Source organism: Lysobacter sp. 05T417 (assembly GCF_056396405.1).
This window is the reverse complement of record NZ_JBFTLK010000003.1, coordinates 98,892-121,595: the sequence shown is the minus strand read 5'-3', so window position 1 is coordinate 121,595 and position 22,704 is coordinate 98,892. Positions and strand designations below refer to the sequence as shown.

Sequence of the window (22,704 nt, the reverse complement as noted above, 5' to 3'; positions counted from 1 at the left end):
ACCGGTGATTCAACGCACCGGTGATCGGCGCGCGTCCATTCCACCGGTCATTCGTCGACCAGCGTGCCGCCCGGCAGGAAGTTCCACGTCCGCGTCACGTGCAGGATGTCCGGGTTTTCCTCGGTCCTGGGCAGCGGCGGGTAGGGCTCGGCGAGCTTGGCGATGCGCAGCGCCGATGCGTCCAGCAGCGGTACGCCGCTGGTCTTGACGATGTCGGCGCGCTCGACCGAGCCGTCGCGACGGATCGCCACGCTGATCACCACCTGGCCGGCGAGATGGCGGCGGCGGGCCTCGTCGGGGTAGTTGAGGTTGCCGACGCGCTCGACGCGGTCGACCCATTCGCGCAGGTAGCCGGCCCAGGTGTATTCCTGCGTGCTGGCCGAGACGAACTTGCGCGTCGGCCGCTTGGCGTAACGCTCCGAGCGCATGTGGATCTCGGCTGCCAGGCGCGCCATCTCGATGTCGTGCTCGATCTTTTCCTGGCCGCGCGGCAGCGGGCGTTCGCTCGGCGCCGGCGTGGTGCGGGCGGTGGCCGTGACGGTTTCGCCGCGGCTGCTGGTGACCACCCGTGCCTGCGGTGCCGGCTGCGGCGCTGGCGACTGTGCGCGCAGCGGGCGCGGTGCCAGGCCGGTGGTGGCCTGCGGCAACGGACCGGACTGCGCCTCGCGCGGGCGCGTGCTCTTGTCGTGCTCGCCACCGCCCTGGTTGCTGGCCTGGGCGAGGAAATCCGCCTGTTTCGGCGTCAGCGCCGAGGTGGTCTGGGTCAGGATCACGTCCAGCGTCGGCATCACCGGCGCGGCTTTCTCCAGCGTCCAGCCCAGGCCGAGCAGGAGGATGCCGTGGACCATCAGCGACAGCACGAAGGTGGCGCTGACGCGACCGTTTTCGGCGTCGCCATAACTCTGCGGTGCGACCACAGCGCTCATGCAGGCAGGCGAGCCTCGATCGCGTCGAACATCAGCCCGGCGATGTTCAGGCCGTACTGCGCATCGAGCTCACGGATGCAGGTAGGGCTGGTGACATTGACCTCGGTGAGGTAGTCGCCGATGACGTCCAGGCCGACGAACAGCATGCCGCGACGCTTCATTTCCGGGCCGACTTCGGCCGCGATCCAGCGGTCGCGATCGCTCAGCGGACGGCCTTCGCCGCGACCGCCTGCGGCGAGGTTGCCGCGGAATTCATCGCCCTGCGGGATGCGCGCCAGGCAGTAGTCCACCGGCATGCCGTCCACCAGCAGGATGCGCTTGTCGCCATCGCTGATCTGCGGCAGGTAACGCTGCGCCATGGCCAGGCTGTGGCCACCGGCGGTCAGCGTTTCCAGGATCACGTTGAGGTTGGCCTCGCCCGCGCGCGCGCGGAAGATCGAGCGGCCGCCCATGCCGTCGAGCGGCTTGAGCACCGCCTCGCCGTGCTCGCCGACGAAGGCCTTGAGCGCGGCGTTGTCGCGGCTCACCAGGGTCGGCGGGCAGCACTGCGGGAACAGCAGCGCGGCCAGTTTCTCGTTGTAGTCGCGCAGGCCCTGGGGGTCGTTGACGACCATCGCGCCGGCCAGCTGGGCCAGGCCGAGCACCTGGGTGTCGTGGATGTATTCGTTGTCGACCGGCGGGTCCTTGCGCATCAGCACCACCTGGCCCGGGCCGAAGGTCAGCGTGCTCCAGTCGCCCAGTTCGAACCAGCCGGCCTTGTCGTCGCGCACTTTCAACGGCGCCACTTTCGCCAGCGCCGTACCGTCGCGCACGGACAGCCCACCGGGTTGCACGTAATGCAGGCGATGGCCGCGGCGCTGCGCTTCCAGCAGCATGGCGAAGGTCGAGTCCTTGGCGATCTTGATCGACCCGATGGGGTCCATCACGACGACGATGTCGAGCGGCATGGCGGCACTGCTGGAAAGAATGCGGCAGATGGTAGCAGCCCGCCCGCCGCGCCCGGCCAGCCCCTTGGCCGGACTGCGGCCCTGTGCCCGCCGTCCATCCGGACTGGTACCTGCGTCGCGGCTCGGGAACGGGGTCGTCGGCAGCGGCGGGGATCCGGGGTATACGCATCCCACGTGCCCGAAAGTCGCCCCGCTGGCCGGTCCCCCGACCCCCTGCTGTTCGATCTGGAAGCGGTTCCCGGCTTGACCGGGCCCGTGGCGCGTTCAGCATGCCCGCTGAAAAGTTTGCTTGACAGCTACGGCGCGGCTTGGAATAAAGACAGCTGGCGAAGTGCCCGCAGACGCGCGGCATTCGCACGGGGGAAATCGAAAATGCTAGACGAGGTCCGCAACGGCAGCCTCGGCGGTCTGAAGGTCATGGTGATTGATGACTCCAAGACCATCCGCCGAACCGCCGAAACGCTGTTGAAACGAGAAGGCTGTGAAGTGGTTACCGCCACCGACGGCTTCGAGGCGTTGGCGAAGATCGCCGACCAGCAGCCACAAATCATCTTTGTCGACATCATGATGCCGCGCCTGGACGGCTATCAGACCTGCGCCCTGATCAAGAACAACCATCTGTTCAAGGGCACGCCGGTCATCATGCTGTCATCGAAGGACGGGCTGTTCGACAAGGCGCGCGGGCGCATCGTCGGCTCCGAGCAGTACCTCACCAAACCATTCACCCGCGAAGAACTGCTCGACGCGATCCGAACGCACGTAAACGCCTGACCGGGGGGTAAGGCAACAAATGGCACGTATTCTTCTTATCGAGGACTCGCCGACCGATACGGCGGTCCTTACCCAGCTTCTTGAGCGCAATGGCCACCAGGTGCTGGCCTCGGGCAATGCCGAAGACGGCATTGAAACCTGCAAGCGCGAGAAGCCCGACCTGGTGATGATGGACGTCGTGCTTCCGGGCATGAACGGCTTCCAGGCGACCCGCGCGCTGTCGCGCGATGCCGACACCAGCACCATCCCGGTCCTGATCGTCAGCACCAAGGGCATGGACACCGACAAGGCGTGGGGTATGCGCCAGGGTGCCCGCGACTACATCGTCAAGCCGCCGCGCGAAGACGAGCTGATCGCCCGTATCAACGCCTTGCTGGGTGCCTGACACAGATGTTGCATTCGCCGTTCGATGTGCTGGTCGACTACGAGCGCCGCAGCCTGGCGCACGTGGTCGGTCTGCCCGAGCAGCTCGACGCGCCGGGCCTGTGGCGCGGCGTCGGTTACCGCATTGGTGACCGTCGCCTGGCCTCCGGCTTCGGCGAGGTGCTGGAAATCCTCCCGCTGCCGCAGGTCACCCCGGTGCCTGGCGCGCAGCCCTGGCTGCTCGGCCTGGCCAACGTCCGCGGCAGCCTGCTGCCGATCGTCGACCTCAAGCAGTTCCTGGAAGGCCAGCGCACCGTGCTGCATGAAAGCCAGCGGATCCTGCTGGTTCGCCAGCCCGGTGGCGACGTCGCCGTGCTGATCGACGAGCTCTACGGCCAGCGCAGCTTCCTGGAGCAGCAACTGGTCGAGGTCGAAGTCGAGCCGGTGGCCGAAGAGGGCACCGACCTGGCACTCGCGGCAGGCCGTTACAGCCATTTCATCGAGCGCGCCTACCGCCTCGACAACCATACGTGGGGCATCTTCAGCCTGGATCGGCTGGCCCGCACGCCTGAATTCCGCCAAGCGGCCTCTGAAATGCCGCGCACTGACATGTCGCGGTCCGAGAGCCGCTCCAGCAGCAACATTACCGAGGTCGAATCATGAGTGTCACTGCGATTGATAGCGCTGCCGGCAAGGGCCGTAGCCTTGGCGTCAACACCTGGCTGATCGTGCTGGGCATTTCGGTGCTGATCTTCGGCCTCAACACCGGTTATGCAACGTGGAAGGCGGCCCGGCTCGGTGGCGCCAGCTCCTCGGCCTCGGACCTGCAGGTGAACTCGCAGAAGCTCGCCGTGCAGGGCTCGGAGGCGGTCAGCGGTAACGCCGCGGCCTTCACCGCGTTCAAGGAAACCCGCGGCCAGATCGTTGCGGACGTGGAGCAGCTCAACACCAACTTCGGCGACACCGCCGGCGTCTCAGGTGCGATCAAGACCGTCGCCGACACCTGGGGCCCGCTCGGCAAGAGCGCCGACCAGGTGATCTCGAGCGAGACCGCGGTGCTGGCCCTGGCCGGCAACGCCGACAGCTTCACCAGCCGCGTGCCGCAGTTGCAGGCCCGCCTGGACGAACTGGTGCGCGCGATGTCGGCCTCCGGCTCGCCGTCCTCGCAGGTCTATATCGCCCTGCGCCAGGTGGTGCTGTCGGGCAAGATGAACGAACGCATCACCCAGATCCGCGCCGGTGGCAGTGGCGCTGCGCTGGCGGGTGAGGCCCTGGGCCGCGACGCCGCCGTGTTCGGCAACGTCCTGACCGGCCTGCGCAAGGGCGACGCCGCCTTCGGCGTGACCCCGCTGGGCAACAGCAACGCCCTGGCTGCACTGGCCCAGGCCGAGACGCTGTGGCTGGAAATGAAGAAGGACCTGGACGCCATCCTGTCCAGCTCGCAGAACCTGTTCCGCGCACAGGCCGCGGCCGAAGCGATCACCGGCGGCTCCAACAAGCTGCTGGCCGACAGCCAGAGCCTGTTCCGCGCCTTCACCGCGTTCGGTTCGCTCAAGGACACCAGCTTCGCCGGCAACCTGTGGATCTCGATCCTGTCCGGTGGCGCGGCACTGCTCGCGATCGTCTTCCTGGTGTTCTCGCTCAACAGCCAGCAGAAGAAGCGCTACCTGACCACCAAGGAACTCAACGACCGTAACCAGGAGGCGATCATGCGCCTGCTGGACGAGATGGGTTCGCTCGCAGAAGGCGACCTGACCGTAAAGGCCACCGTCACCGAGGACATGACCGGCGCCATCGCCGACTCGATCAACTTCGCCGTCGAGCAGCTGCGCAGCCTGGTGCAGACCATTACCGATACCTCGGTGCAGGTCGCCGCCAGCGCCCAGGAAACGCAGGCCACCGCCATGCACCTGGCCGAGGCAGCAGAACACCAGGCGCAGGAAATCAACTCCGCCTCCAGCCGTATCAGTGAAATCGCGGCCTCCATCAACCAGGTGTCGCGCAACTCGGCCGAATCGGCGGACGTGGCGCAGCGCTCGGTGCAGATCGCGACCAAGGGCGCGGGCGTGGTGCGCCAGACGATCGCCGGCATGGACTCGATCCGCGACCAGATCCAGGAAACCTCGAAGCGAATCAAGCGACTGGGTGAAAGCTCGCAGGAAATCGGCTCGATCGTGGAACTGATCAACGACATCTCCGAGCAGACCAACATCCTGGCGCTGAACGCGGCAATCCAGGCGGCTTCGGCCGGTGAAGCAGGCCGCGGCTTCGCGGTCGTGGCCGACGAAGTGCAGCGACTGGCAGAACGCGCGTCCAACGCCACCAAGCGAATCGAAACGCTGGTCCAGACGATTCAGTCCGACACCAACGAAGCGGTCAGCTCGATGGAGCAGACGACCTCGGAAGTGGTCGCCGGTGCTCGACTGGCCGAGGATGCGGGTACCGCACTGGGCGAGATCGAAAAGGTGTCGTCGGACCTGTCCAACCTCATTCAGGGCATCTCGACCGCTGCGCAGCAGCAGTCCAGCGCGGCATCGAACATCACCGCGACGATGAACACCATCCAGTCGATTACCGCGCAGACCTCGCAGGGTGCGAACCAGACGGCGGCGTCGATTGGAAACCTGGCGCAACTGGCCGCCGACCTGCGCCGCTCGGTCGCCGACTTCAAGCTGCCGGCCTGACAAGGACGAGGTCGATGAACAGGTTCAAATACGGCCACCGGGACATGCCCGTCATGGGCATGCGCCACGGCACGCGCCGGGTCATCCCTGCGTGGGGTGAGCGATGACGGTGATGCGCGAAGCAATCGATACGACCACGCTGGGCTGGATCAAGCCGGAGCTTGACGAGACCCTGCGCCTGGCGCAGCAGGAAATCGAGGCCTATGCCGAGGATCCTGCCGACACCAGCCGCATGCGCCACTGCGCCGACCAGCTGCACCAGGTGCACGGCACCCTGCGCATGGTCGAGCTGTACGCACCGGCGATGGTCGCCGAGGAAATGGAGCGCCTGGCGCTGGCGTTGCAGCAGGGCAAGGTCGCCGACCGCGACGAGGCCTGTGCGGCGCTGATGCGCGGCGTGGTCCTGCTGCCCGACTACCTGGAACGCCTGCAGGGCGGTCACCGCGATATCCCGATCGTGCTGCTGCCGCTGCTCAACGAACTGCGCGCCACGCGCGGCGAGGCGGGCCTCAACGAGAGCGTGCTGTTCGCGCCGGACCTGGACCGTCCGTTGCCGTCGAACCTGGTGTCGTCACCGGGCCAGCGCAGCACGCCTTCGCACAACTCCTCCGGCCATCTGGCCGCATTGCGCGATGCCCTGGCCACCTGGCCGGAAGAGGGCAGTCCCGCGCATCCCGACAAGCTGGCAGGCGCCGTTGACGGCCTGCTCGCCGAAGTGGTGCTGGAGCCGGTCCGGCGCATGCTCTGGGTGGCCTCCTCGGTCGCCGGTGCACTGCGCGACGGCGCCCTGCCGGCCACGCGCGCGCTGCGCCAGGCCTTCGGTGGCGTCGAGCGCGAAGCGCGCCTGATGCTGGCCGACGACGGTTTCGCCGCGCCGCGCAGCGAGCCGGCCGCCGAACCGACCCGCCAGTTGCTCTACCACGTCGCCCACAGCGATGGCCGCCACCCGGCACTGGACGACCTGCGCCATACCTTCGAACTCGACTCGCACCTGCCGAGCGAGTCCGAACTCGAGCATGCACGCGGCAGCCTCAGCGGCCGCAATCGCGCGCTGCTCGACACCGTTGCCGCGGCGATCAAGGAAGACCTGCTGCGGGTCAAGGACGCCCTCGACCTGCACCTGCGCACCGGCCAGACCGATGTCGCCACCCTGCTGCCGCAGGTGGAAGCACTGACCCGCGTCAGCGACACGCTCGGCATGATGGGCCTGGGCGTTGCCCGCACCGTCGTGCTGCAGCAGCGCGACGCGATGCACGAGATCGTCAGCGGACGCCGTCCGGCCGATGAGGGCGCGCTGCTCGATGTCGCCGGCGCACTGCTCTACGTCGACGCTTCGCTGGACGACCAGGTCTCGCGCCTGGGCCTGCCCGACGAACAGGCCGACGACGACCTGCTTGCCGGTGAGGCGCGCAAGGTCCTCGACGTCGTGGTTCGCGAGGCCATCGCCAACTTCGGCGATGCCCGCCAGGCGTTCGTCGCCTTCGTCGAAACCAACTGGGACCACGCCGAGCTGGCCGAAGTGCCGCGCGTGCTGGACGAAGTCGGCGGCGCGCTGCGCATGCTGGAGCTCGTGCAGCCGGCCGACTACCTGACCGGCGTCAAGCGCTACACCGAGGTCGAGCTGATCGGCCGCAAGCGCGTGCCCAATGGCCAGCAGCTCGACACCCTGGCCGATGCACTGGCCAGCCTGGAGTACTACCTCGAGGCACTGCGCGAGCAGCGACCGAACCGCAACAACATCCTCGACATCACCCGCCAGAGCCTGGAATCGCTACGCTACTGGCCGCTGCCGGAATTCGACATCGCCGCGACGATGGCGCCGAGTTCGCCGATCACGCGCGAAGAGCTGGCCAACGTTCCGGACTTCGAACTGTCCGACACGATCACCCTGGGCACGGTCGCGATGCCGGCTTCGGCCGAGCCTGCCAAGGTCGCCGAGGTTGCCGCAGCGGCTGCGCCGGCGCCGGTCGTGGTGCACGCCCCGATCGCGACCACGCCGCAGGCGATCGCCGCCGGTGGCTTCGAGCACAGCGACGACATCGACGACGAGATCCGCGAGGTGTTCCTCGAGGAGCTCGACGAAGAGATCCGCCATCTGGGCGACCTGCTGCCGGTCTGGCACGGTGCGCCGGAAGACAGCGAGCGGCTGCGTCCGATCCGCCGCGTGTTCCACACCCTCAAGGGCAGTGGCCGCCTGGTGGGCGCCAAGACCCTGGGCGAGTTCAGCTGGAAGATCGAGAACCTGCTCAACCGCGTTCTCGACGGCACCCGTGCTGCCAGCCCGGCGGTCATGGGCCTGGTCGGGCACGCCTACACGGCGCTGCCGCAGCTGCACGCGGCGCTGCGCAACGAAGGCACGATCACGGCCGACCTGGCCGGCATGGAAGCCCATGCCGACCGCCTGGCCGAAGGCGACGAAAGCCTGTACACGCCGGCCGTGGCCGGTGCTGCGGCGGTGGTTGCCGACGAGCCGGTGGTGGCCGAAGAGCTGACGCTGGAAGCCGTCAGCCTCGACGTGCTCGCCGAAGAACCCGAAGTCGAGGCCGTCGAGGCCGTCGAGGCCGTCGAAGTCGAGATGGCGATCGAAGAGCTGGCTCCGGTGGTCGCCGTCGAGCCGGGTACGCCCGCCTCGGTCGACGCGGTGCTGCTGGAGATCCTCGATGCCGAGGTCAGCGGCCACCTGGTGACGATCGAACAGTGGCTGGCCGAAGCCAACCACGGTCCGCGCCTGGTCGACGACGGCCTGCAGCGCTCGTTCCATACGCTCAACGGCGCGTTCGCGATGACCGAAGTGCCGGTCATCACCGAGATCACCGGTCCGACCGAAATCTACGTCAAGCGCCTGCTTGCCTCGGCCACGCCGGCCAGCGGTGAAGGCGTGGCGGCGATGGCCGATGTTGCCGACGCGATCCGCCGCACCCTCGCCACGCTGAAGACGCCGGCGCCGCGCGTGCCTGCATTCGAAGGCCTGGCCGCGCGCATGCGCGCCCTGCGCGACAGCCTGCCGGACGCACGCCAGTCGATGCCGGTCAACATCGAGCCGGTCGACACTGACATCGCCATGGACGATGGCGACGAGATCCAGCTGACGTCGTTCGACCTGAGCGAGTTCACCGACCTGGCGTCCGACGTCGGTCCGGATTTCCTCGCCGAGCCGTCGCAGGCCGCGCGCGTGGAAGCCGAACTGGCCGAGGCGCGCCGCATCGAAGCCGAACGCCTTGCGATCGAAGAGGCCAATGTCGGCCAGATCGACGTCGAGCGCGTGCCGGCCGAACGTTTTGGCCTGGAGCAGAACGAAGCCGAGCGCCAGGCCATGGCGCAGCTCGAGCAGGAAGCGCGTCTCGAGGCCGAGCGCCTCGAAGCCGAACGCCTCGAAGCCGAACGCCTCGAAGCCGAACGCCTCGAAGCCGAACGCCTCGAAGCCGAACGCCTCGAAGCCGAGCGTCTCGAAGCCGAGCGTCTCGAAGCGGAGCGCCTCGAAGCCGAGCGTCTCGAAGCCGAGCGTCTCGAAGCCGAGCGCCTCGAAGCGGAGCGTCTCGAAGCCGAACGCCTCGAGGCAGAACGCCTCGAAGCCGAGCGCCTCGAGGCAGAGCGTCTCGAAGCAGAACGCCTCGAAGCCGAGCGTCTCGAAGCCGAGCGCCTGGCAGACGAAGAGCGCGAATATGCCCGCCTCGAAACCGAATACGCCGAAGCCGAACGTGTCGCCCGCGAAAAGCAGGCGGCAGCGATCGAGGCCGCGTCGATTGGCCTGGCCGCATTCGCCGATGCGGGTGCGCCGGGCGCCAACGAATCCGACGGTGGCGAAGACGAACCGGCTGGCCACGAGCCGCAGGCCGAAGTCGCGCACGCCGAAGCGGCCAGCGACGAACAGGAACCGGCCGTTGCCGCACTGATCGCGCATGCACTGGCCGGCAGCGACGACCCCGACGAAGCGTTGGACCTGAGCGGACTGGATCCGGAACTGGTCGACATCTTCGTCGAGGAAGCCAGCGACCTGCTCGACCATTCCGATGGCCTGCTGGCGCAGCTGCGCCAGGCGCAGGGCGATCGCGAGCCGGTGGTGGGCCTGCAGCGCGACCTGCATACCATCAAGGGTGGCGCGCGCATGGCCGGCATCATGGCCGTGGGCGAACTCGGCCACGCCATGGAATCGCTGCTGGAAGCGGTCGCCGAACAGCGCTGCGAGCTCGGACGCGATGGCGTGCCGCTGCTCGAGCACGGTTTCGACCGCCTCCATGCCATGGTCACCCGCGTTGGCGAACGCCGCGCGATCGCCATGCCGGACGAACTCATCGCGCAGTTCGACGCACGCGCCCGCGGCCAGTCGTACGTTCCCGCGACGCCGGTCGAACCGGCCAAGCCGGCCGCGACCACCGTCACGGCGGAAGCGCCGCAGCACGTCGAACTCAAGCCGCTGTCTGCACCGATCAGCGATGCCCCGGCGGGCGACGAAGACGACATCGGCGTTCGCGCGCCGCAGGAGCAGGTGCGCATCCGCGCAGACCTGCTCGACCGTCTCGTCAACTACGCCGGTGAAGTCGCGATCTACCGCGCCCGACTGGAACAGCAGCTCGGTGCCTTCCGCGGCGCCATCGCGGAAATGGCAGCGACCAACACGCGTATGCGTGACCAGCTGCGCCGCCTGGAAATCGAAACCGAAGCGCAGATCGTCGCCCGCTACCAGCGCGAAGGCGATCTGGCCGAGCAGGCGTTCGATCCGCTCGAGCTCGACCGCTTCTCCAACCTGCAGCAGCTGTCGCGTGCACTGGCCGAGTCGGCCGCTGACCAGACCAGCCTGCAGACCACGCTCGACGACCTGACCCGCCAGTACGAAACCCTGCTGCTGCAGCAGTCGCGCGTGAGCTCGGAGCTGCAGGAAGGCCTCATGCGCACGCGCATGGTGCCGTTCGATGGCCTGCTGCCGCGCCTGCGCCGCGTCGTCCGCCAGGCCTCGGGCGAACTGGGCAAGCACGTCCAGCTCAAGCTCGACGGCACCCAGGGCGAACTCGACCGCAACGTGCTCGAGCGCATGACCGCGCCGCTGGAACACATGCTGCGCAACGCGGTCGCGCATGGCCTGGAAACGCCGGACAAGCGCCGCAAGGCGCACAAGCCGGAAGAAGGCACGATCCGCATCGCGGTCCGCCGCGAAGGTTCGGAAGTGGTGCTGGAAGTCGGCGACGACGGTGCCGGTCTGGACCGCGCCGCGATCCGCCGCCGTGGCGAAGAGCGCGGCCTGGTGCCCGCTGGCGCGACGCTGTCCGATGCCGCCCTCGATGCACTGATCCTGGAACCGGGCTTCTCCACTGCAGATGCGGTGAGCCGCCTGTCCGGTCGCGGCGTCGGCATGGACGTGGTCGCCAGCGAAGTGCGCCAGCTCGGCGGCACGCTCGACATCCATTCGGTCCCGGGCAAGGGTGTCAACTTCACCCTGCGCCTGCCGCAGACGCTCGCGGTCACCCAGGCTGTGTTCGTCCGCATCGGCGAGACCACCTTCGCCGTGCCGATCGCCTCGGTCCGCGGTGTCGGCCGCATCGCCCGCGACCGCCTCGACATGGCCGATGCGACCTACCGCTACGGCGGCGAGGACTACTCGGTCCATGATCTGGGCGCGCTGGTCGGCCACGGCACCGCCAAGGCCGAAGGCCACCTGCAGATGCCGCTGCTGCTGATCCGCTCCGGCGATCTGCGCGCCGCGGTCTGCGTCGACCAGGTCGTCGGCAACCGCGAAATCGTGGTGAAGGCGGTCGGTCCGCAGGTCGCTTCGGTGCCGGGTATCTTCGGCGCGACCATCATGGGTGACGGCCGCGTGGTCGTGATCCTCGACGTCGCCCCGCTGGTGCGCCGCCAGATGCTGCTGCCGCGCGACCACGTGCCGGTCGTTGCCGCACCGGTCGAACAGCGCCGCGTGCCGCTGGTGATGGTGGTCGACGACTCGGTGACGATGCGCAAGGTCACCGGCCGCGTGCTGGAACGCCACAACTTCGAGGTCCTCACCGCGAAGGATGGCATCGACGCACTCGAACGCATGACCGACCGCGTGCCGGACCTGATGCTGCTCGACATCGAAATGCCGCGCATGGACGGTTATGAGCTGGCCACCGCGATGAAGGGCGATTCGCGCCTGCGCGGCGTGCCGATCGTCATGATCACTTCGCGTACCGGCGACAAGCATCGCCAGCGCGCGTTTGAAATCGGCGTGGAGCGTTACCTCGGCAAGCCGTACCAGGAGCCGGAACTGATCCGCAACGTCTACGAACTGCTCGGCATCAATGCGCCGGGCGCGGGGGCATCGCGCAATCATGAGTGAGTCTTCGCGTCGCGCGGTGCTGCTGGCGCGACCGGGCGCGGCGTGTGAACGCCTGCGCTCGGCGCTCTCCGACGCCGGTGCCGAACTGGTGCTGGAGGCCGACCCGACCACGCTCGATCCGTCCGCGCTCGGCCTGGCCGCGCCGCAGGTGATCGTGGTGGCGCTGGACGCGGCCACCGAGGATGCGATCGAACGTTTCGACCCGGTGCTGGGCGATCCTGCGGTCGAAGTCATCTATGAAGAGGCGGCGCTTGCCGCCAGCCGCGAAGGCTGGGACCTGGCGCGCTGGACGCGGCACCTGGCCGCGAAGCTGCAGGGTCATGGCAACGTGCTGCCGCCGGGCCACGAGCCGGAAGGCGACGGTGAGGAGTTCGGCGCGGGCACAGCCGTGCCCGGAGCCGCGACGGCCATTGCCGAAGCACCGCTCGCGCTTGCACCGGAACCGGTCGCACCGGAACCGGTCGCAGCAGTGCCTGAGCCCGAGACGGCCCCGGCCCCGGTCGCAGTCGAGACGATGCACCTGAGCCCGTTCGACCCGGTCGCCGCGGAGCTTCACTTCGAAGCGCCCATGGCGGTCACCGCCACGCCGGCGCTGCTGGACGAGCAGGCACTGGACGCGATCGACATGCCGCTGCTCGACGAGCCGGGCATGGTGTCGACCGACGACGATGCGCTGGTGATCGAGCCGTTCGAATCCAGCTTCGACTACGAAATTTCGCCGGCCCAGGCGCCGGTCGCCGTCGAACTGCTCGACGACCTGCAATTGCTCGATACCGAACAGCCGGTAGCCATGCCGCAACACGCAACGCCGGCCGAACCGGTGCTGCTGTTCGAGGCAAGCCGCTCGCTCGACATCGCCAGTGACGACAGCGCGCCGGTCGCCACGCCTGCGGCCCCGGCCACTGCCGCGCCGTCGGCTCCGGACTGGTCGTTCGCCGACGAGAACTCCGGCACCGCCGCCAGCACCGAAAGCCGCGCCGCCAACAACCGTTTCCAGCGCGACCTGGGCGACCTCGAGACCCGCATCTCCGCACTGGAGCTGGTCGAAGACCGCACCACCGTGCACAGCAACGGCGCCGTCCTGGTGCTCGCCGGCATTGGCGGTCCCGACGCGGTGCGCCAGCTCCTGGGCGCGCTGCCGGACACATTCCCGCGCCCGGTGCTGGTGCAGCAGCGCCTCGATGGTGGCCGCTACGACCGGCTGGTCGCGCAGATGCAGCGCGCCACGCCGTTGCAGGTTCGCCTGGCCGAACCGGGCCTGCTGGCGATGGCCGGTTCGATCTACATCCTGCCCGCCGAGATCGGCATCTCCGTCAACGAGCACGGCATCCGTTTCACCGAAGGCGAGGGCGACGTGATCGCCTCGCTGCCGTCGGCCGATTCGGCGGTATTGCTGCTCAGCGGCAGCGACCCGGCCCGTGTCGACGCAGCCATGAACCACTCCTGGGCGGGCGCACTCGTGGCCGGCCAGGCGACCGACGGTTGCTATGACGCGGCCGCATCCACCGCATTGATCGCGCGCGGCGGCGTCGCCGGGCAGCCGGTCGAACTGGCCGAACGTCTGATCGCACGTTGGCGTTGAGCCGGCAGACAGGACCTTACAGATGCCGCATCGAAACCATTCCAATCATTCCGGCGGCAAGCACGCCGCCTCGGTTCCGGTTGTCGAAAACGACATCCGGGGCGTGTTGATCCAGGTTGCCGGCGGCCGCCTGCTGCTGCCCAACGCGACCATCGCCGAAGTGCTGTCGTACGCCGAGCCCGAACCGCTGGCCGACGTGCCGGACTGGCTCCTGGGCCGCATGCGCTGGCGCGGCTGGCAGCTGCCGCTGGTGGCATTCGCACGACTGGCCGGCCTGGCCGACGAACGCGGTGGCCTGGGCAGCAAGGTGGTGGTGCTGCGTGCGCTCGGTGGCAACCCGCGTGCGCCGTACTTCGCCATGCTGACCCACGGCTTCCCGCGCCTGGTCACCGTGTCGCGCGACACCCTGGTGGTGGTGGACGACGCCAATGCACTGCCCAACGGCGTGCAGGCGCGCGTGCTGCTCAACGAGGATGCGGCGTTCCTGCCTGACCTGGAGTCGATCGAGGCCCAGGTCAGCGCGGTGCTGGTGCAGGCGGCTTGACCGCAACGACCGTGGCAGCGCCGACGCGCTTTGCCTCGGTGGATGCGCTGCGTGGCATCACCGTTGCGGCGATGCTGCTGGTCAACAATCCCGGCGACTGGGGCCATGTCTACGCGCCACTGGAGCACTCGGCGTGGAACGGCTGCACGCCGACCGACCTGGTCTTCCCGATGTTCCTGTTCATCGTCGGCGTGTCGATCACGCTGGCGTTGATGCCGCGCCTGGAGCGTGGCGACGCGCGCGCCGCACTGGCGCGAACCGTACTGACGCGCGCCGCGCGCATCGTCGGCCTGGGCCTGTTGCTGCATCTGTGCGCGCTGTGGGCCTTCGACCTGGCCCACTACCGCGTGTTTGGCGTGCTGCAGCGGATCGGTCTGTGTTTCGCCGCGGCGGGCATGCTCGCGCTGTACACGCGGCCGCGCACGCAATGGCTGGTGCTCGCCGGCCTGCTGCTGGGCTACGGGGCATTGCTGGCGGCCGGTGGCAGCTACGAACCCTTCGTCAATATCGCCAGCCGCGTCGACCACGCGCTGCTGGGCGTGCACGTGTACCAGATCGATCCGGCCAGCGGCCGCGGTCATGATCCCGAAGGCCTGGTGAGCACGCTGGGCGCGCTGGCGACCACCGTACTGGGCATCCGCGCAGGCGACTGGTTGCGGCGCGGTGATTCGCGCGCGCTGTGGCTGGCCGGTGCAGTCGCCATGGCACTGGGTCTGGCCTGGTCGTGGTGGCAACCGCTCAACAAGAACCTGTGGACGTCGTCCTATGTGCTCTGGACTGGCGGCATCGCCTGCTGGGTGCTGGCGCTGGCGCACCGGTTGGTCGATCGCCAGGAACTTCCCGCACTGGGCAGGGCCTTCGGCGTCAACGCGATCGCCGCCTATGCGGGCTCGGCTTTCATGCTGTACGCGCTGGTCGCTTTCGGCTGGCTTGAGCCGCTGTACCAGCACGCGTTCGCCGCTTGGATGACGCCGCTCTTCGGGCCGTTCGTGCCGTCGCTGGCGTATGCGATCGCGTTCGTCCTGGTGTGGTGGCTGGTCGTGCGCGTGCTCGACGCGCGAAAGATCTACTTCAAGATCTGACCGTCATCCCGAGATTCGTCATCCCCGCGGAGGCGGGGATCCATGCCCTACTGCAGGTCGCCGAACCGCGCCTGCAACGCCGCAATCGCCGCCAGGCCCGCGCTTTCGGTGCGCAGGATGCGCGGGCCCAGCCGCAACCCTTGGAAGCCTGCTGCGCGCACCTGCTCGCGATCGAGCGGCGACCAGCCGCCTTCCGGACCGATCGCCAGGTACACCGGCGCGCTGATGTCCGGCGACAGGCCGGTGAATGACAGCTCGCCTTCCGGGTCCAGGATCAGGCGCAGGCCGCCCGCAGGCAGCGCTGCCAGCGTGGCTGCCAGCGTGACCGGCGCGGCGACCGCGGGCACGGCGGCACGGCCGCTCTGCTCGCACGCCGACGACACCACGCTGCGCCAGTGTGCAAGCCGCTTCTCCGCGCGGGCCTCGTCGAGCTTCACTTCGCTGCGCTGCGACCACAGCGGATGGAATGCGGCGGCGCCCAGCTCGGTCGCCTTCTGCAGGATCAGGTCCATCTTCTCGCCGCGCGCCACGCCCTGCAGCAGCACCAGCCGCAATGGCGACTCGCGATCGACCTGGCTGGACGCATCGATCGCCACGCGCAGCTCGCGCTTGCCCAGGGCGATGATCCGCGCCGCGTAGTCGTGGCCATCGCCGTTGAACAGCACGCAGGCGTCGCCCACGCCCAGGCGCAAGACCCGGCCGAGATGGGCTGCCGCGCTTTCGGGCAGGACGACTTCGCTGCCGGCCGCCAGCGGCTGGTCGACGTGGACACGTGTCATGCGCATGAAGTGGCCTCGTCGATGGCGGCGCGGGTGGTGTCGGCAAGCAGTTGCAATGCCCGCTCGTCGACGCAGTACGGCGGCATCCAGTACAGCACGTCGCCGAGCGGTCGCAGCAGCACGCCGCGGTCGAGCGCGGCGCGGTAGGCGCGCAGGCCGACACGCGCGGCAGGCTCGAAGGCGGCCCCGCGTTTGCCGCCGGGCGTCAGTTCGAAGGCGACGATCATGCCGGCCTGGCGCACATCGGCGACATGGCGGTGGTCAGCCAGTGGCGCGGCCAGGGCCGTCATCCGTGCCGCGGTGTCGCGGTTGCGGACGATCACCTGGTCGCTGGCGAAAATGTCCAGGCTGGCCAGCGCGGCGGCACAGGCCAGCGGGTTGCCGGTGTAACTGTGCGAATGCAGGAACGCCTTCTCGCGCGAATCGTCGAGGAAGCCGTCGTAGATGGTCTGGGTGGCCAGCACCGCCGCCAGCGACAGGGCGCCACCGGTCAGTCCCTTGGACAGGCACAGCAGGTCCGGCTGGACGCCACTTTGCTCGCTGGCGAACAGCGTGCCGGTACGTCCGAAGCCGACCGCGATCTCGTCGCAGATCAGGAACACGCCATGGGCATCGCACAGTTCGCGTACGAGTTTGAGGTACAGCGGGTCGTGCATGCGCATCCCGCCTGCGCATTGCACGCGCGGCTCCAGGATCAGCGCGCAGACCTCTTCTCCGTGCTGCTCGATCACGATGCGCAGGGCATCGGCGGCGCGGCGCGCACGATCGGCCGGGGTCTCGCCTTCCTCGCACAGGTAGGCGTCAGGCGAGGGTGCGAACAACGCTTCGGCCAGCAGCGGCGCATAGACGCGCCGGTACAGCGGGATGTCGCCGACCGCGAGCGCGCCCAGGGTTTCGCCGTGGTAGCCATTGTCGAGCGCGATGAACTTGGTCCGGCGCTCGACGCCGCGATTGCGGAACCAGTGGAACGCCATCTTCAGCGCGACCTCGACCCCGGCCGAGCCGTTGTCGGCGTAGAACACCTTGCTCAGCGGTTCGCGCCCCGGTTCGCGCGGGGCGATGGTCAGCAATCGCTCGGCCAGCTCGACCGCCGGCGCGTGTGAGCAACCGGCGAGTATGACGTGCTCGAGCGTCATCGCCTGTTGCGCGATGGCGGCGGCGATTCGCGGCTCGGCATGGCCGAACAGGTTGGTCCACCAGCTGCTGATCGCGTCGAGGTAGTGGCGGCCGTCGCGGCCGACCAGCCACGCGCCTTCGCCGCGTGCGATCGGCAGCAGGGGCAGGGTGTGGGGATGCTCGCGCATCTGCGTGCACGGATGCCACAGCACCGCCAGGTCGCGGGCGCGCCAGGCATCGGCATCGCCTGCATGTGCACCTGCCCCGACACCGGCCTCTGCTAGCATCTGGTCATCGTGAGTCTTCTTCTGCATCCCTCCATTATCCCGCCTGGCGGCGCGCGCTGCAGCGCCGCGACCGGGGCCTGTCACGGAACCAGGCCATGAGCCGCCGGCTGCCGACCATCCACAGCGTCACCGAACACGACGCCGGCCCGTACCGGCTGGAACGACTCGACCTGGAGTTCGCCAACGGCGAGCGCCGCCACTACGAGCGCCTGCACGGGCGCGGCCACGGTGCGGTGGTGGTGGTGCCGCTGCTGGACGCCGATACCGTGTTGCTGGTGCGTGAGTACGCCGCAGGCGTGCACCGCTACGAGCTGGGACTGGTCAAGGGCAGGATCGACGCCGGCGAGACGCCCGAGCAGGCCGCCGACCGCGAACTCAAGGAAGAGGCCGGCTACGGCGCGCGCTCGATCACCGTGCTGCGTTCGCTGACCCTCGCCCCGACCTACATGAGCCACCAGGCGCACCTGGTGCTGGCGCGCGACCTGTACCCGGAGCGCTTGCCGGGTGACGAGCCCGAGGAGCTGGAAGTGGTCCCCTGGAAGCTCGACGACCTGCACCAGCTGATCCTGCGCGAGGACTTCTCCGAAGGCCGCAGCATCGCCGCCCTTTTCATTGCCCGCGAGTGGCTGAGGACGCACCAGACATGACGCCGAACACGATTCCTGCCGAGGTGCGCGAAGGCGTGATCGCGCTGGCACACGACGCCGCCTCCGCCATCCTGGGCATCTACGACAGCGACTTCGCCGTCGAGCACAAGGACGACAATTCGCCGCTGACCGCGGCCGACCTGGCTGCGCACCGCTGCATCGTCGATGGACTGGCGCGGTTGACCCCGGACATCCCGGTGATCTCCGAGGAATGCGCCGACGTGGTGCCTGCGGCGCAGCGCCGGCAGTGGCAGCGGCTGTGGCTGGTCGATCCGCTCGACGGAACGCGCGAGTTCGTCAAGCGCAACGGCGAGTTCACCGTGAACATCGCACTGATCGAAGACGGCGTCGCCGTGTTCGGCGTGGTGCAGGCGCCGGTGACCGGCACGCTCTGGCATGGCGGCGCCACGCTGGGCGCGTTTCGGCGTGAAGGCGGCCATGAGCAGGCCGTGCGCGTACGCGCGCCGGCGACTGCCCCGTTGCGCGTGGCGGCCAGCCGTTCGCACCGCGATTCGCGCACCGAATCGTTCATCGCCCGCATGGGTTCGGCCGAGCCGCTGGGCCTGGGCTCGTCGCTGAAGTTCTGTGCCCTCGCCGAAGGCCGGCTGGACATCTACCCGCGCTTTGGCCCCACCAGCGAGTGGGATACCGCCGCAGGCCAGTGCGTGCTCGAAGGCGCCGGTGGTGCAGTGCTCGACCCGCAGGGCCGCCCGTTCCGCTACAACCAGCGCGAGGCCATCCTCAACGGCGACTTCATCGCCCTGGGCGACACCGCGCTGCCGTGGCGGCAGTGGCTGGGCGAGTGAGCCAGGCCATGACCGCCCCTGCACAACACGTCTCTGGACAACACGTCTCAGGACAGCACGTCTCTGCACACCAGGCCATCGAGCGCCTGCTCGCCATCATGGCCCGGCTGCGCGACCCGCAGACCGGCTGTCCGTGGGACGTGGAGCAGGACTTCGCCAGCATCGCGCCGTACACGATCGAGGAGGCCTACGAGGTCGCAGACGCGATCGATCGCGGCGATCTGGACGACCTCAAGGACGAACTGGGCGACCTGCTGCTGCAGGTGGTGTTCCACGCGCGCATGGCGCAGGAGCAGGGCGCCTTCGAGTTCGGCGACGTGGTCGCCGCCATCAGCGACAAGATGGTACGGCGCCATCCCCACGTGTTCGCTGATGCCGCCGTCGAGGACTCCGAAGCGCAGACCCTCGCTTGGGAGGAGCACAAGCGCCGCGAGCGCGAGGACAACGGCCACCAGGACCGCTCTGCGCTCGCCGGCATCGCCCGCGGCCTGCCCGAGTGGCAGCGCGCGGTGAAGCTGCAGAAGCGGGCGGCACGGGTCGGCTTCGACTGGCCCGAGGTCACCCCGGTGATCGCCAAGCTGCACGAGGAGGTCGAGGAGGTGCGGGCCGAGTTCGCCGCGCTCGACGCCGATCCCGACGATGCCGCCGCGCGCGACCGCCTGGAGGACGAGATCGGCGACGTGCTGTTCGTCTGCGCCAACCTCGCGCGCCATGCCAAGGTCGACGTTGGCGCTGCGTTGCGCCGGGCCAACCACAAGTTCGAGCGTCGCTTCCGGGCGATGGAATCACTGGCGCAGGCCGACGGCTCCGCGCTGGAAGGCCAGTCGCTGGAAGCCCAGGACCGCTACTGGGAGCGGGCCAAGGCCGCGGAGAAGTCCGGGGAGTAGGGACGGGCCTGCGCGTCGGCACACGGGCTTTGCCCGGGACGGGCTTGCCGGCGTACGGGAGCCGGTGCACGATCACCGCTGCAGGCCAACGGAGGCCCTGGGAGTCACAACGTGCAGCGCTTCGCCAGCTTCCGCGAGTTCTACCCGTACTACCTCAGCGAGCACAGCCATCGCACCAGCCGGCGCCTGCATTTCGTCGGCAGCTGCGGCGTGCTGGTGCTGCTCGCCCTGGCGATCGTCCAGCGCAATGGCTGGTGGCTGCTGGCCGCGCTGCTGTGTGGCTATGGCTTCGCCTGGGTCGGCCATTTCTTCTTCGAGAAGAACCGCCCGGCGACGTTCCGCCATCCGATCTATTCGTTCGCTGGCGACTGGGTGATGTTCAAGGACATCCTCAGCGGCAGGATCAGGTTCTAGGCCGTACCTGCGTCATTCCAGGAAGATCAGCCAGGCCGCCACCGCGATCAGGGCGAAGCCGGCCCAGTGGTTCCATTTCAGCGGTTCGCCCAGGTACCAGGCCGAGAAGCCGGCGAACACCAGCAGGGTGATCACTTCCTGCATGCCCTTGAGCTGGGGCGCCGAATAGACCGCGCTGCCGATTCGGTTGGCGGGCACCATCAGGCAGTACTCGAAGAAGGCGATGCCCCAGCTGACCAGGATCGCCGCCATCAGGGGAGTCGACTTGTACTTCAGGTGCCCGTACCAGGCAAAGGTCATGAACAGGTTCGAGCCAAGCAGCAGCAGGATGGGGTAAATGCGTTCAACGGGCATGGGGATTGTCGGCCGTAGGGATTGTGTTCAGCTTAAACACCGCGCCTTCACGAAACATGCACACGATCATCGGCAGCCTTCACAAAGCTGAAGGGTTGGAGGGGTTTGCATGCAGGGTACCGGCACAAGGGACGGCGGTCTGGTCCTGATCGTGGAGGACAACCGCAACATCTCGGAGATGGTCGGCGAATATCTGGAGGGCCGTGGCTTCGAGGTGGACTATGCCAGCGACGGCCTTGATGGCTATCGACTGGCGACCGAAAACAACTATGACGTAGTGGTACTGGATCTGATGTTGCCACGCATGGACGGCGTGGAGTTGTGCAAGAAGCTGCGCGAGGAGGCGCGCAAGTCGACGCCGGTGCTGATGCTGACCGCGCGCGACACGCTCGACGAGAAGCTCACGGGGTTGGGGGCAGGGGCGGACGATTACCTGACCAAGCCATTCGCCATCCAGGAACTGGAAGCACGGTTGCGCGCGTTGATCCGGCGCGAGCGTCGCCAGGTGGGTGGTGAAGTGCTCAAGGTCGCCGACCTGGTGCTCGATCCGGCCAGCCTGCGCGTGACCCGCGGTGGCAGCGAACTGCAGCTCTCGCCGATCGGCCTGCGCCTGCTGACGATACTGATGCGCGAATCGCCACGCGTGGTCAGCCGCCAGGAAATCGAGCGTGAGATCTGGGGCAACGGCCTGCCCGATTCGGACACCTTGCGCAGCCATCTCTACAACCTGCGCAAGACCATCGACAAGCCGTTCGACAAGCAACTGCTGCACACGGTGCAGAGTGCCGGCTACCGCGTTGCCGATATCTCGCAGCCACCCGAGTAACCAGCCAGCGCCATGCGGCACGGACTTCCGCGCAGGATCAAGCTTGCGTTCATCACGCAGGCGTTGATCGGCAGCATCGTGATCACGGTGGGCATCCTGCTCGCCGGCGTGATCGTGCGCCAGGAAGTCATCGAGCAGCGCGTGCGACAGGAAGCGCAGGCGTTCTGGAAGGCGTATGCCGCCGACCCCAACCACAGCCTTCCGAGCAGCTCGACGATGTCGGGCTACGTGGTGATCCCCGGCCAGGTCAATCCGAAGCTGCCGGCCGAATTGAACGGCCTGGGCCCGGGCGTGCAGCGCCTGCCCGACAGCCGCAGCCTGGTGTATGTCGACCGCCGCCCGCAGGGAACGCTGTACCTGGTGTTCTCGGCGTGGATGGCCGACCAGTCGGTGCTGATGACCGGGCTGGTCTCGCTGCTGCTCTCACTGATCACCAGCGGTGTGCTGATCTGGCTGACCTACCGGACCTCAAAGCGACTGGTGACGCCGGTGAGCTGGCTCGCCAACCAGGTCGCGCACTGGGACCCGCGCGACCCCGACGCCAGCGCGATCGCGCCGGCGCGGTTGCCCGCCGACGCCAGCGACGAAGTGCGCAAGCTGTCCAAGGCGCTGACCGGGCTGTCGGAGCGGGTCAGCGACTTCGTCCGTCGCGAGCGCAACTTCACCCGCGACGCCAGCCATGAGTTGCGCACGCCGCTGACCGTCATCCGAGTGGCCACCGACCTGATGCTGGCCGACCCGGAAACCAGCCCGCGCGCGCAGCGCTCGCTCGCGCGCGTGCAGCAGGCCGGCCGCGACATGGAGTCGGTGATCGAGGCCTTCCTGATCCTCGCCCGCGAAGCCGACGTGGCGCCGCAAAGCGAGGAGTTCGAGGTGCGCGACATCGTCGCCAGCGAAGTCGAGCGGATCCGGCCGATGCTGGCCGGGCGACCGGTCGAGCTGACCTTCCACGATGAGGGTGGCCCGCGGCTGGTGGCGCCGCCGCACGTGCTGCGGGTGATGGTCGGCAACCTGCTCAGCAACGCCGTGCGCTTCACCGGCAGCGGACACATCGAAGTGCGCGTCATGCCCGACCGGGTGGTGATCCGCGACAGCGGCATCGGCATGTCGCCGGAGATCCTGGCCAAGGCCTTCGACCCGTTCTTCCGTGCCGAGTTTGTCGAAAGCGACGGCAAGGGCATGGGCCTGTCGATCGTGCGCAGGCTCGGCGAGCGCTTCGGCTGGCCGGTCACCCTGGCCAGCGAACCGGGACAGGGCACGACGGCGGTGATCCGGTTCCAGTAAGGCGCGGTGTTGCGTCGATAGGCGGATGGCGCCACCGGGATGACAATGGGCTGAACCATCCGGTCCCCCAGCTGTCAACGCAACGCCACTTCGCG

19 protein-coding genes and 2 pseudogenes are annotated in these 22,704 nt (G+C 68.4%); 15 read left to right on the top strand and 6 right to left on the bottom strand.

Annotated features, from left to right (window positions below; all coding sequences use genetic code 11):
* Positions 1–47 precede the first annotated feature (47 nt).
* Both AC1DER_RS06530 and gshB read right to left on the bottom strand, forming a co-directional pair.
* Positions 48–926, bottom strand: coding sequence for an energy transducer TonB (locus AC1DER_RS06530; protein ID WP_441817624.1), 879 nt, complete (start codon positions 924–926; stop codon positions 48–50).
* Positions 923–1,873, bottom strand: a complete 951-nt coding sequence (gene gshB / locus AC1DER_RS06525; protein WP_477247176.1) for a glutathione synthase — start codon at positions 1,871–1,873, stop codon at positions 923–925. Before gshB ends, AC1DER_RS06530 begins: the two co-directional genes overlap by 4 nt.
* A 372-nt stretch (positions 1,874–2,245) precedes the next feature.
* Between gshB and pilG the strand changes: the two genes are divergently transcribed.
* The 5 genes and pseudogenes from pilG to AC1DER_RS06500 form a co-directional block, all read left to right on the top strand.
* Positions 2,246–2,644, top strand: coding sequence for a twitching motility response regulator PilG (pilG, locus tag AC1DER_RS06520; protein ID WP_115843698.1), 399 nt, complete (start codon positions 2,246–2,248; stop codon positions 2,642–2,644).
* Between the two features lie 19 nt (positions 2,645–2,663).
* Positions 2,664–3,029 carry a response regulator gene (locus AC1DER_RS06515; RefSeq protein ID WP_115843696.1) on the top strand — a complete coding sequence of 122 codons (366 nt, stop codon included), beginning with the start codon at positions 2,664–2,666 and terminating at the stop codon, positions 3,027–3,029.
* A gap of 8 nt (positions 3,030–3,037) precedes the next feature.
* A pseudogene (locus AC1DER_RS06510) lies at positions 3,038–3,598 on the top strand (chemotaxis protein CheW); the annotation flags it as partial.
* A gap of 68 nt (positions 3,599–3,666) precedes the next feature.
* Entirely contained in the window at positions 3,667–5,691 is a 2,025-nt protein-coding gene (locus AC1DER_RS06505) for a methyl-accepting chemotaxis protein (protein ID WP_441817622.1), read from the top strand.
* A 103-nt stretch (positions 5,692–5,794) separates the two neighbouring features.
* A pseudogene (locus AC1DER_RS06500) lies at positions 5,795–8,026 on the top strand (Hpt domain-containing protein); the annotation flags it as partial.
* A gap of 775 nt (positions 8,027–8,801) precedes the next feature.
* Here AC1DER_RS06500 and AC1DER_RS06495 read toward each other — a convergent pair.
* Positions 8,802–9,449: a pentapeptide repeat-containing protein gene (locus tag AC1DER_RS06495; protein ID WP_477247206.1), complete on the bottom strand. Its 648-nt coding sequence runs from the start codon at positions 9,447–9,449 to the stop codon at positions 8,802–8,804.
* A gap of 176 nt (positions 9,450–9,625) precedes the next feature.
* On the opposite strand from AC1DER_RS06495, the gene AC1DER_RS06490 reads away from it, so the two are divergent.
* From AC1DER_RS06490 to AC1DER_RS06475, 4 genes are read left to right on the top strand one after another with little or no spacing between them, the layout of a single operon-like run.
* Positions 9,626–12,001: a response regulator gene (locus AC1DER_RS06490; RefSeq protein ID WP_477247204.1), complete on the top strand. Its 2,376-nt coding sequence runs from the start codon at positions 9,626–9,628 to the stop codon at positions 11,999–12,001.
* On the top strand, positions 11,994–13,583 hold the full coding sequence (locus AC1DER_RS06485) for a chemotaxis protein CheB (protein WP_477247173.1): 1,590 nt from the start codon (positions 11,994–11,996) through the stop codon (positions 13,581–13,583). The genes AC1DER_RS06490 and AC1DER_RS06485 overlap by 8 nt, the downstream gene beginning before the upstream one ends.
* Positions 13,584–13,605: 22 nt before the next feature.
* Positions 13,606–14,127, top strand: coding sequence for a chemotaxis protein CheW (locus tag AC1DER_RS06480; protein ID WP_477247171.1), 522 nt, complete (start codon positions 13,606–13,608; stop codon positions 14,125–14,127).
* A complete protein-coding gene (locus AC1DER_RS06475; RefSeq protein WP_477247169.1) occupies positions 14,124–15,209 on the top strand; it encodes an acyltransferase family protein in 1,086 nt (361 codons plus the stop codon). The genes AC1DER_RS06480 and AC1DER_RS06475 overlap by 4 nt, the downstream gene beginning before the upstream one ends.
* Before the next feature lie 47 nt (positions 15,210–15,256).
* On the opposite strand, the gene AC1DER_RS06470 is transcribed toward AC1DER_RS06475, so the two are convergent.
* The gene (locus AC1DER_RS06470; RefSeq protein ID WP_477247167.1) at positions 15,257–15,994 is read right to left on the bottom strand and encodes a 16S rRNA (uracil(1498)-N(3))-methyltransferase; all 738 of its coding nucleotides are present in this window, start codon (positions 15,992–15,994) and stop codon (positions 15,257–15,259) included.
* Entirely contained in the window at positions 15,985–17,418 is a 1,434-nt protein-coding gene (bioA, locus tag AC1DER_RS06465) for an adenosylmethionine--8-amino-7-oxononanoate transaminase (RefSeq protein ID WP_477247165.1), read from the bottom strand. Before bioA ends, AC1DER_RS06470 begins: the two co-directional genes overlap by 10 nt.
* Positions 17,419–17,486: 68 nt before the next feature.
* On the opposite strand from bioA, the gene nudE reads away from it, so the two are divergent.
* From nudE to AC1DER_RS06445, 4 genes are all read left to right on the top strand, one after another.
* On the top strand, positions 17,487–18,038 hold the full coding sequence (gene nudE / locus AC1DER_RS06460) for an ADP compounds hydrolase NudE (protein ID WP_441817616.1): 552 nt from the start codon (positions 17,487–17,489) through the stop codon (positions 18,036–18,038).
* Positions 18,035–18,844 (top strand): 3'(2'),5'-bisphosphate nucleotidase CysQ, encoded by an 810-nt coding sequence (gene cysQ / locus AC1DER_RS06455; RefSeq protein ID WP_477247163.1) that lies wholly within the window; start codon positions 18,035–18,037, stop codon positions 18,842–18,844. Before nudE ends, cysQ begins: the two co-directional genes overlap by 4 nt.
* Before the next feature lie 8 nt (positions 18,845–18,852).
* Positions 18,853–19,731, top strand: coding sequence for a nucleoside triphosphate pyrophosphohydrolase (gene mazG / locus AC1DER_RS06450; RefSeq protein WP_477247161.1), 879 nt, complete (start codon positions 18,853–18,855; stop codon positions 19,729–19,731).
* Between the two features lie 111 nt (positions 19,732–19,842).
* Positions 19,843–20,145: an Mpo1-like protein gene (locus AC1DER_RS06445; RefSeq protein ID WP_477247159.1), complete on the top strand. Its 303-nt coding sequence runs from the start codon at positions 19,843–19,845 to the stop codon at positions 20,143–20,145.
* A gap of 12 nt (positions 20,146–20,157) precedes the next feature.
* On the opposite strand, the gene AC1DER_RS06440 is transcribed toward AC1DER_RS06445, so the two are convergent.
* A complete protein-coding gene (locus AC1DER_RS06440; RefSeq protein WP_441817612.1) occupies positions 20,158–20,499 on the bottom strand; it encodes a DMT family protein in 342 nt (113 codons plus the stop codon).
* Positions 20,500–20,608: 109 nt separating this feature from the next.
* Between AC1DER_RS06440 and AC1DER_RS06435 the strand changes: the two genes are divergently transcribed.
* Positions 20,609–21,325: a response regulator transcription factor gene (locus AC1DER_RS06435; RefSeq protein ID WP_158733290.1), complete on the top strand. Its 717-nt coding sequence runs from the start codon at positions 20,609–20,611 to the stop codon at positions 21,323–21,325.
* Positions 21,326–21,337: 12 nt separating this feature from the next.
* Positions 21,338–22,609 (top strand): sensor histidine kinase, encoded by a 1,272-nt coding sequence (locus AC1DER_RS06430; protein ID WP_441817611.1) that lies wholly within the window; start codon positions 21,338–21,340, stop codon positions 22,607–22,609.
* Positions 22,610–22,704 lie beyond the last annotated feature (95 nt).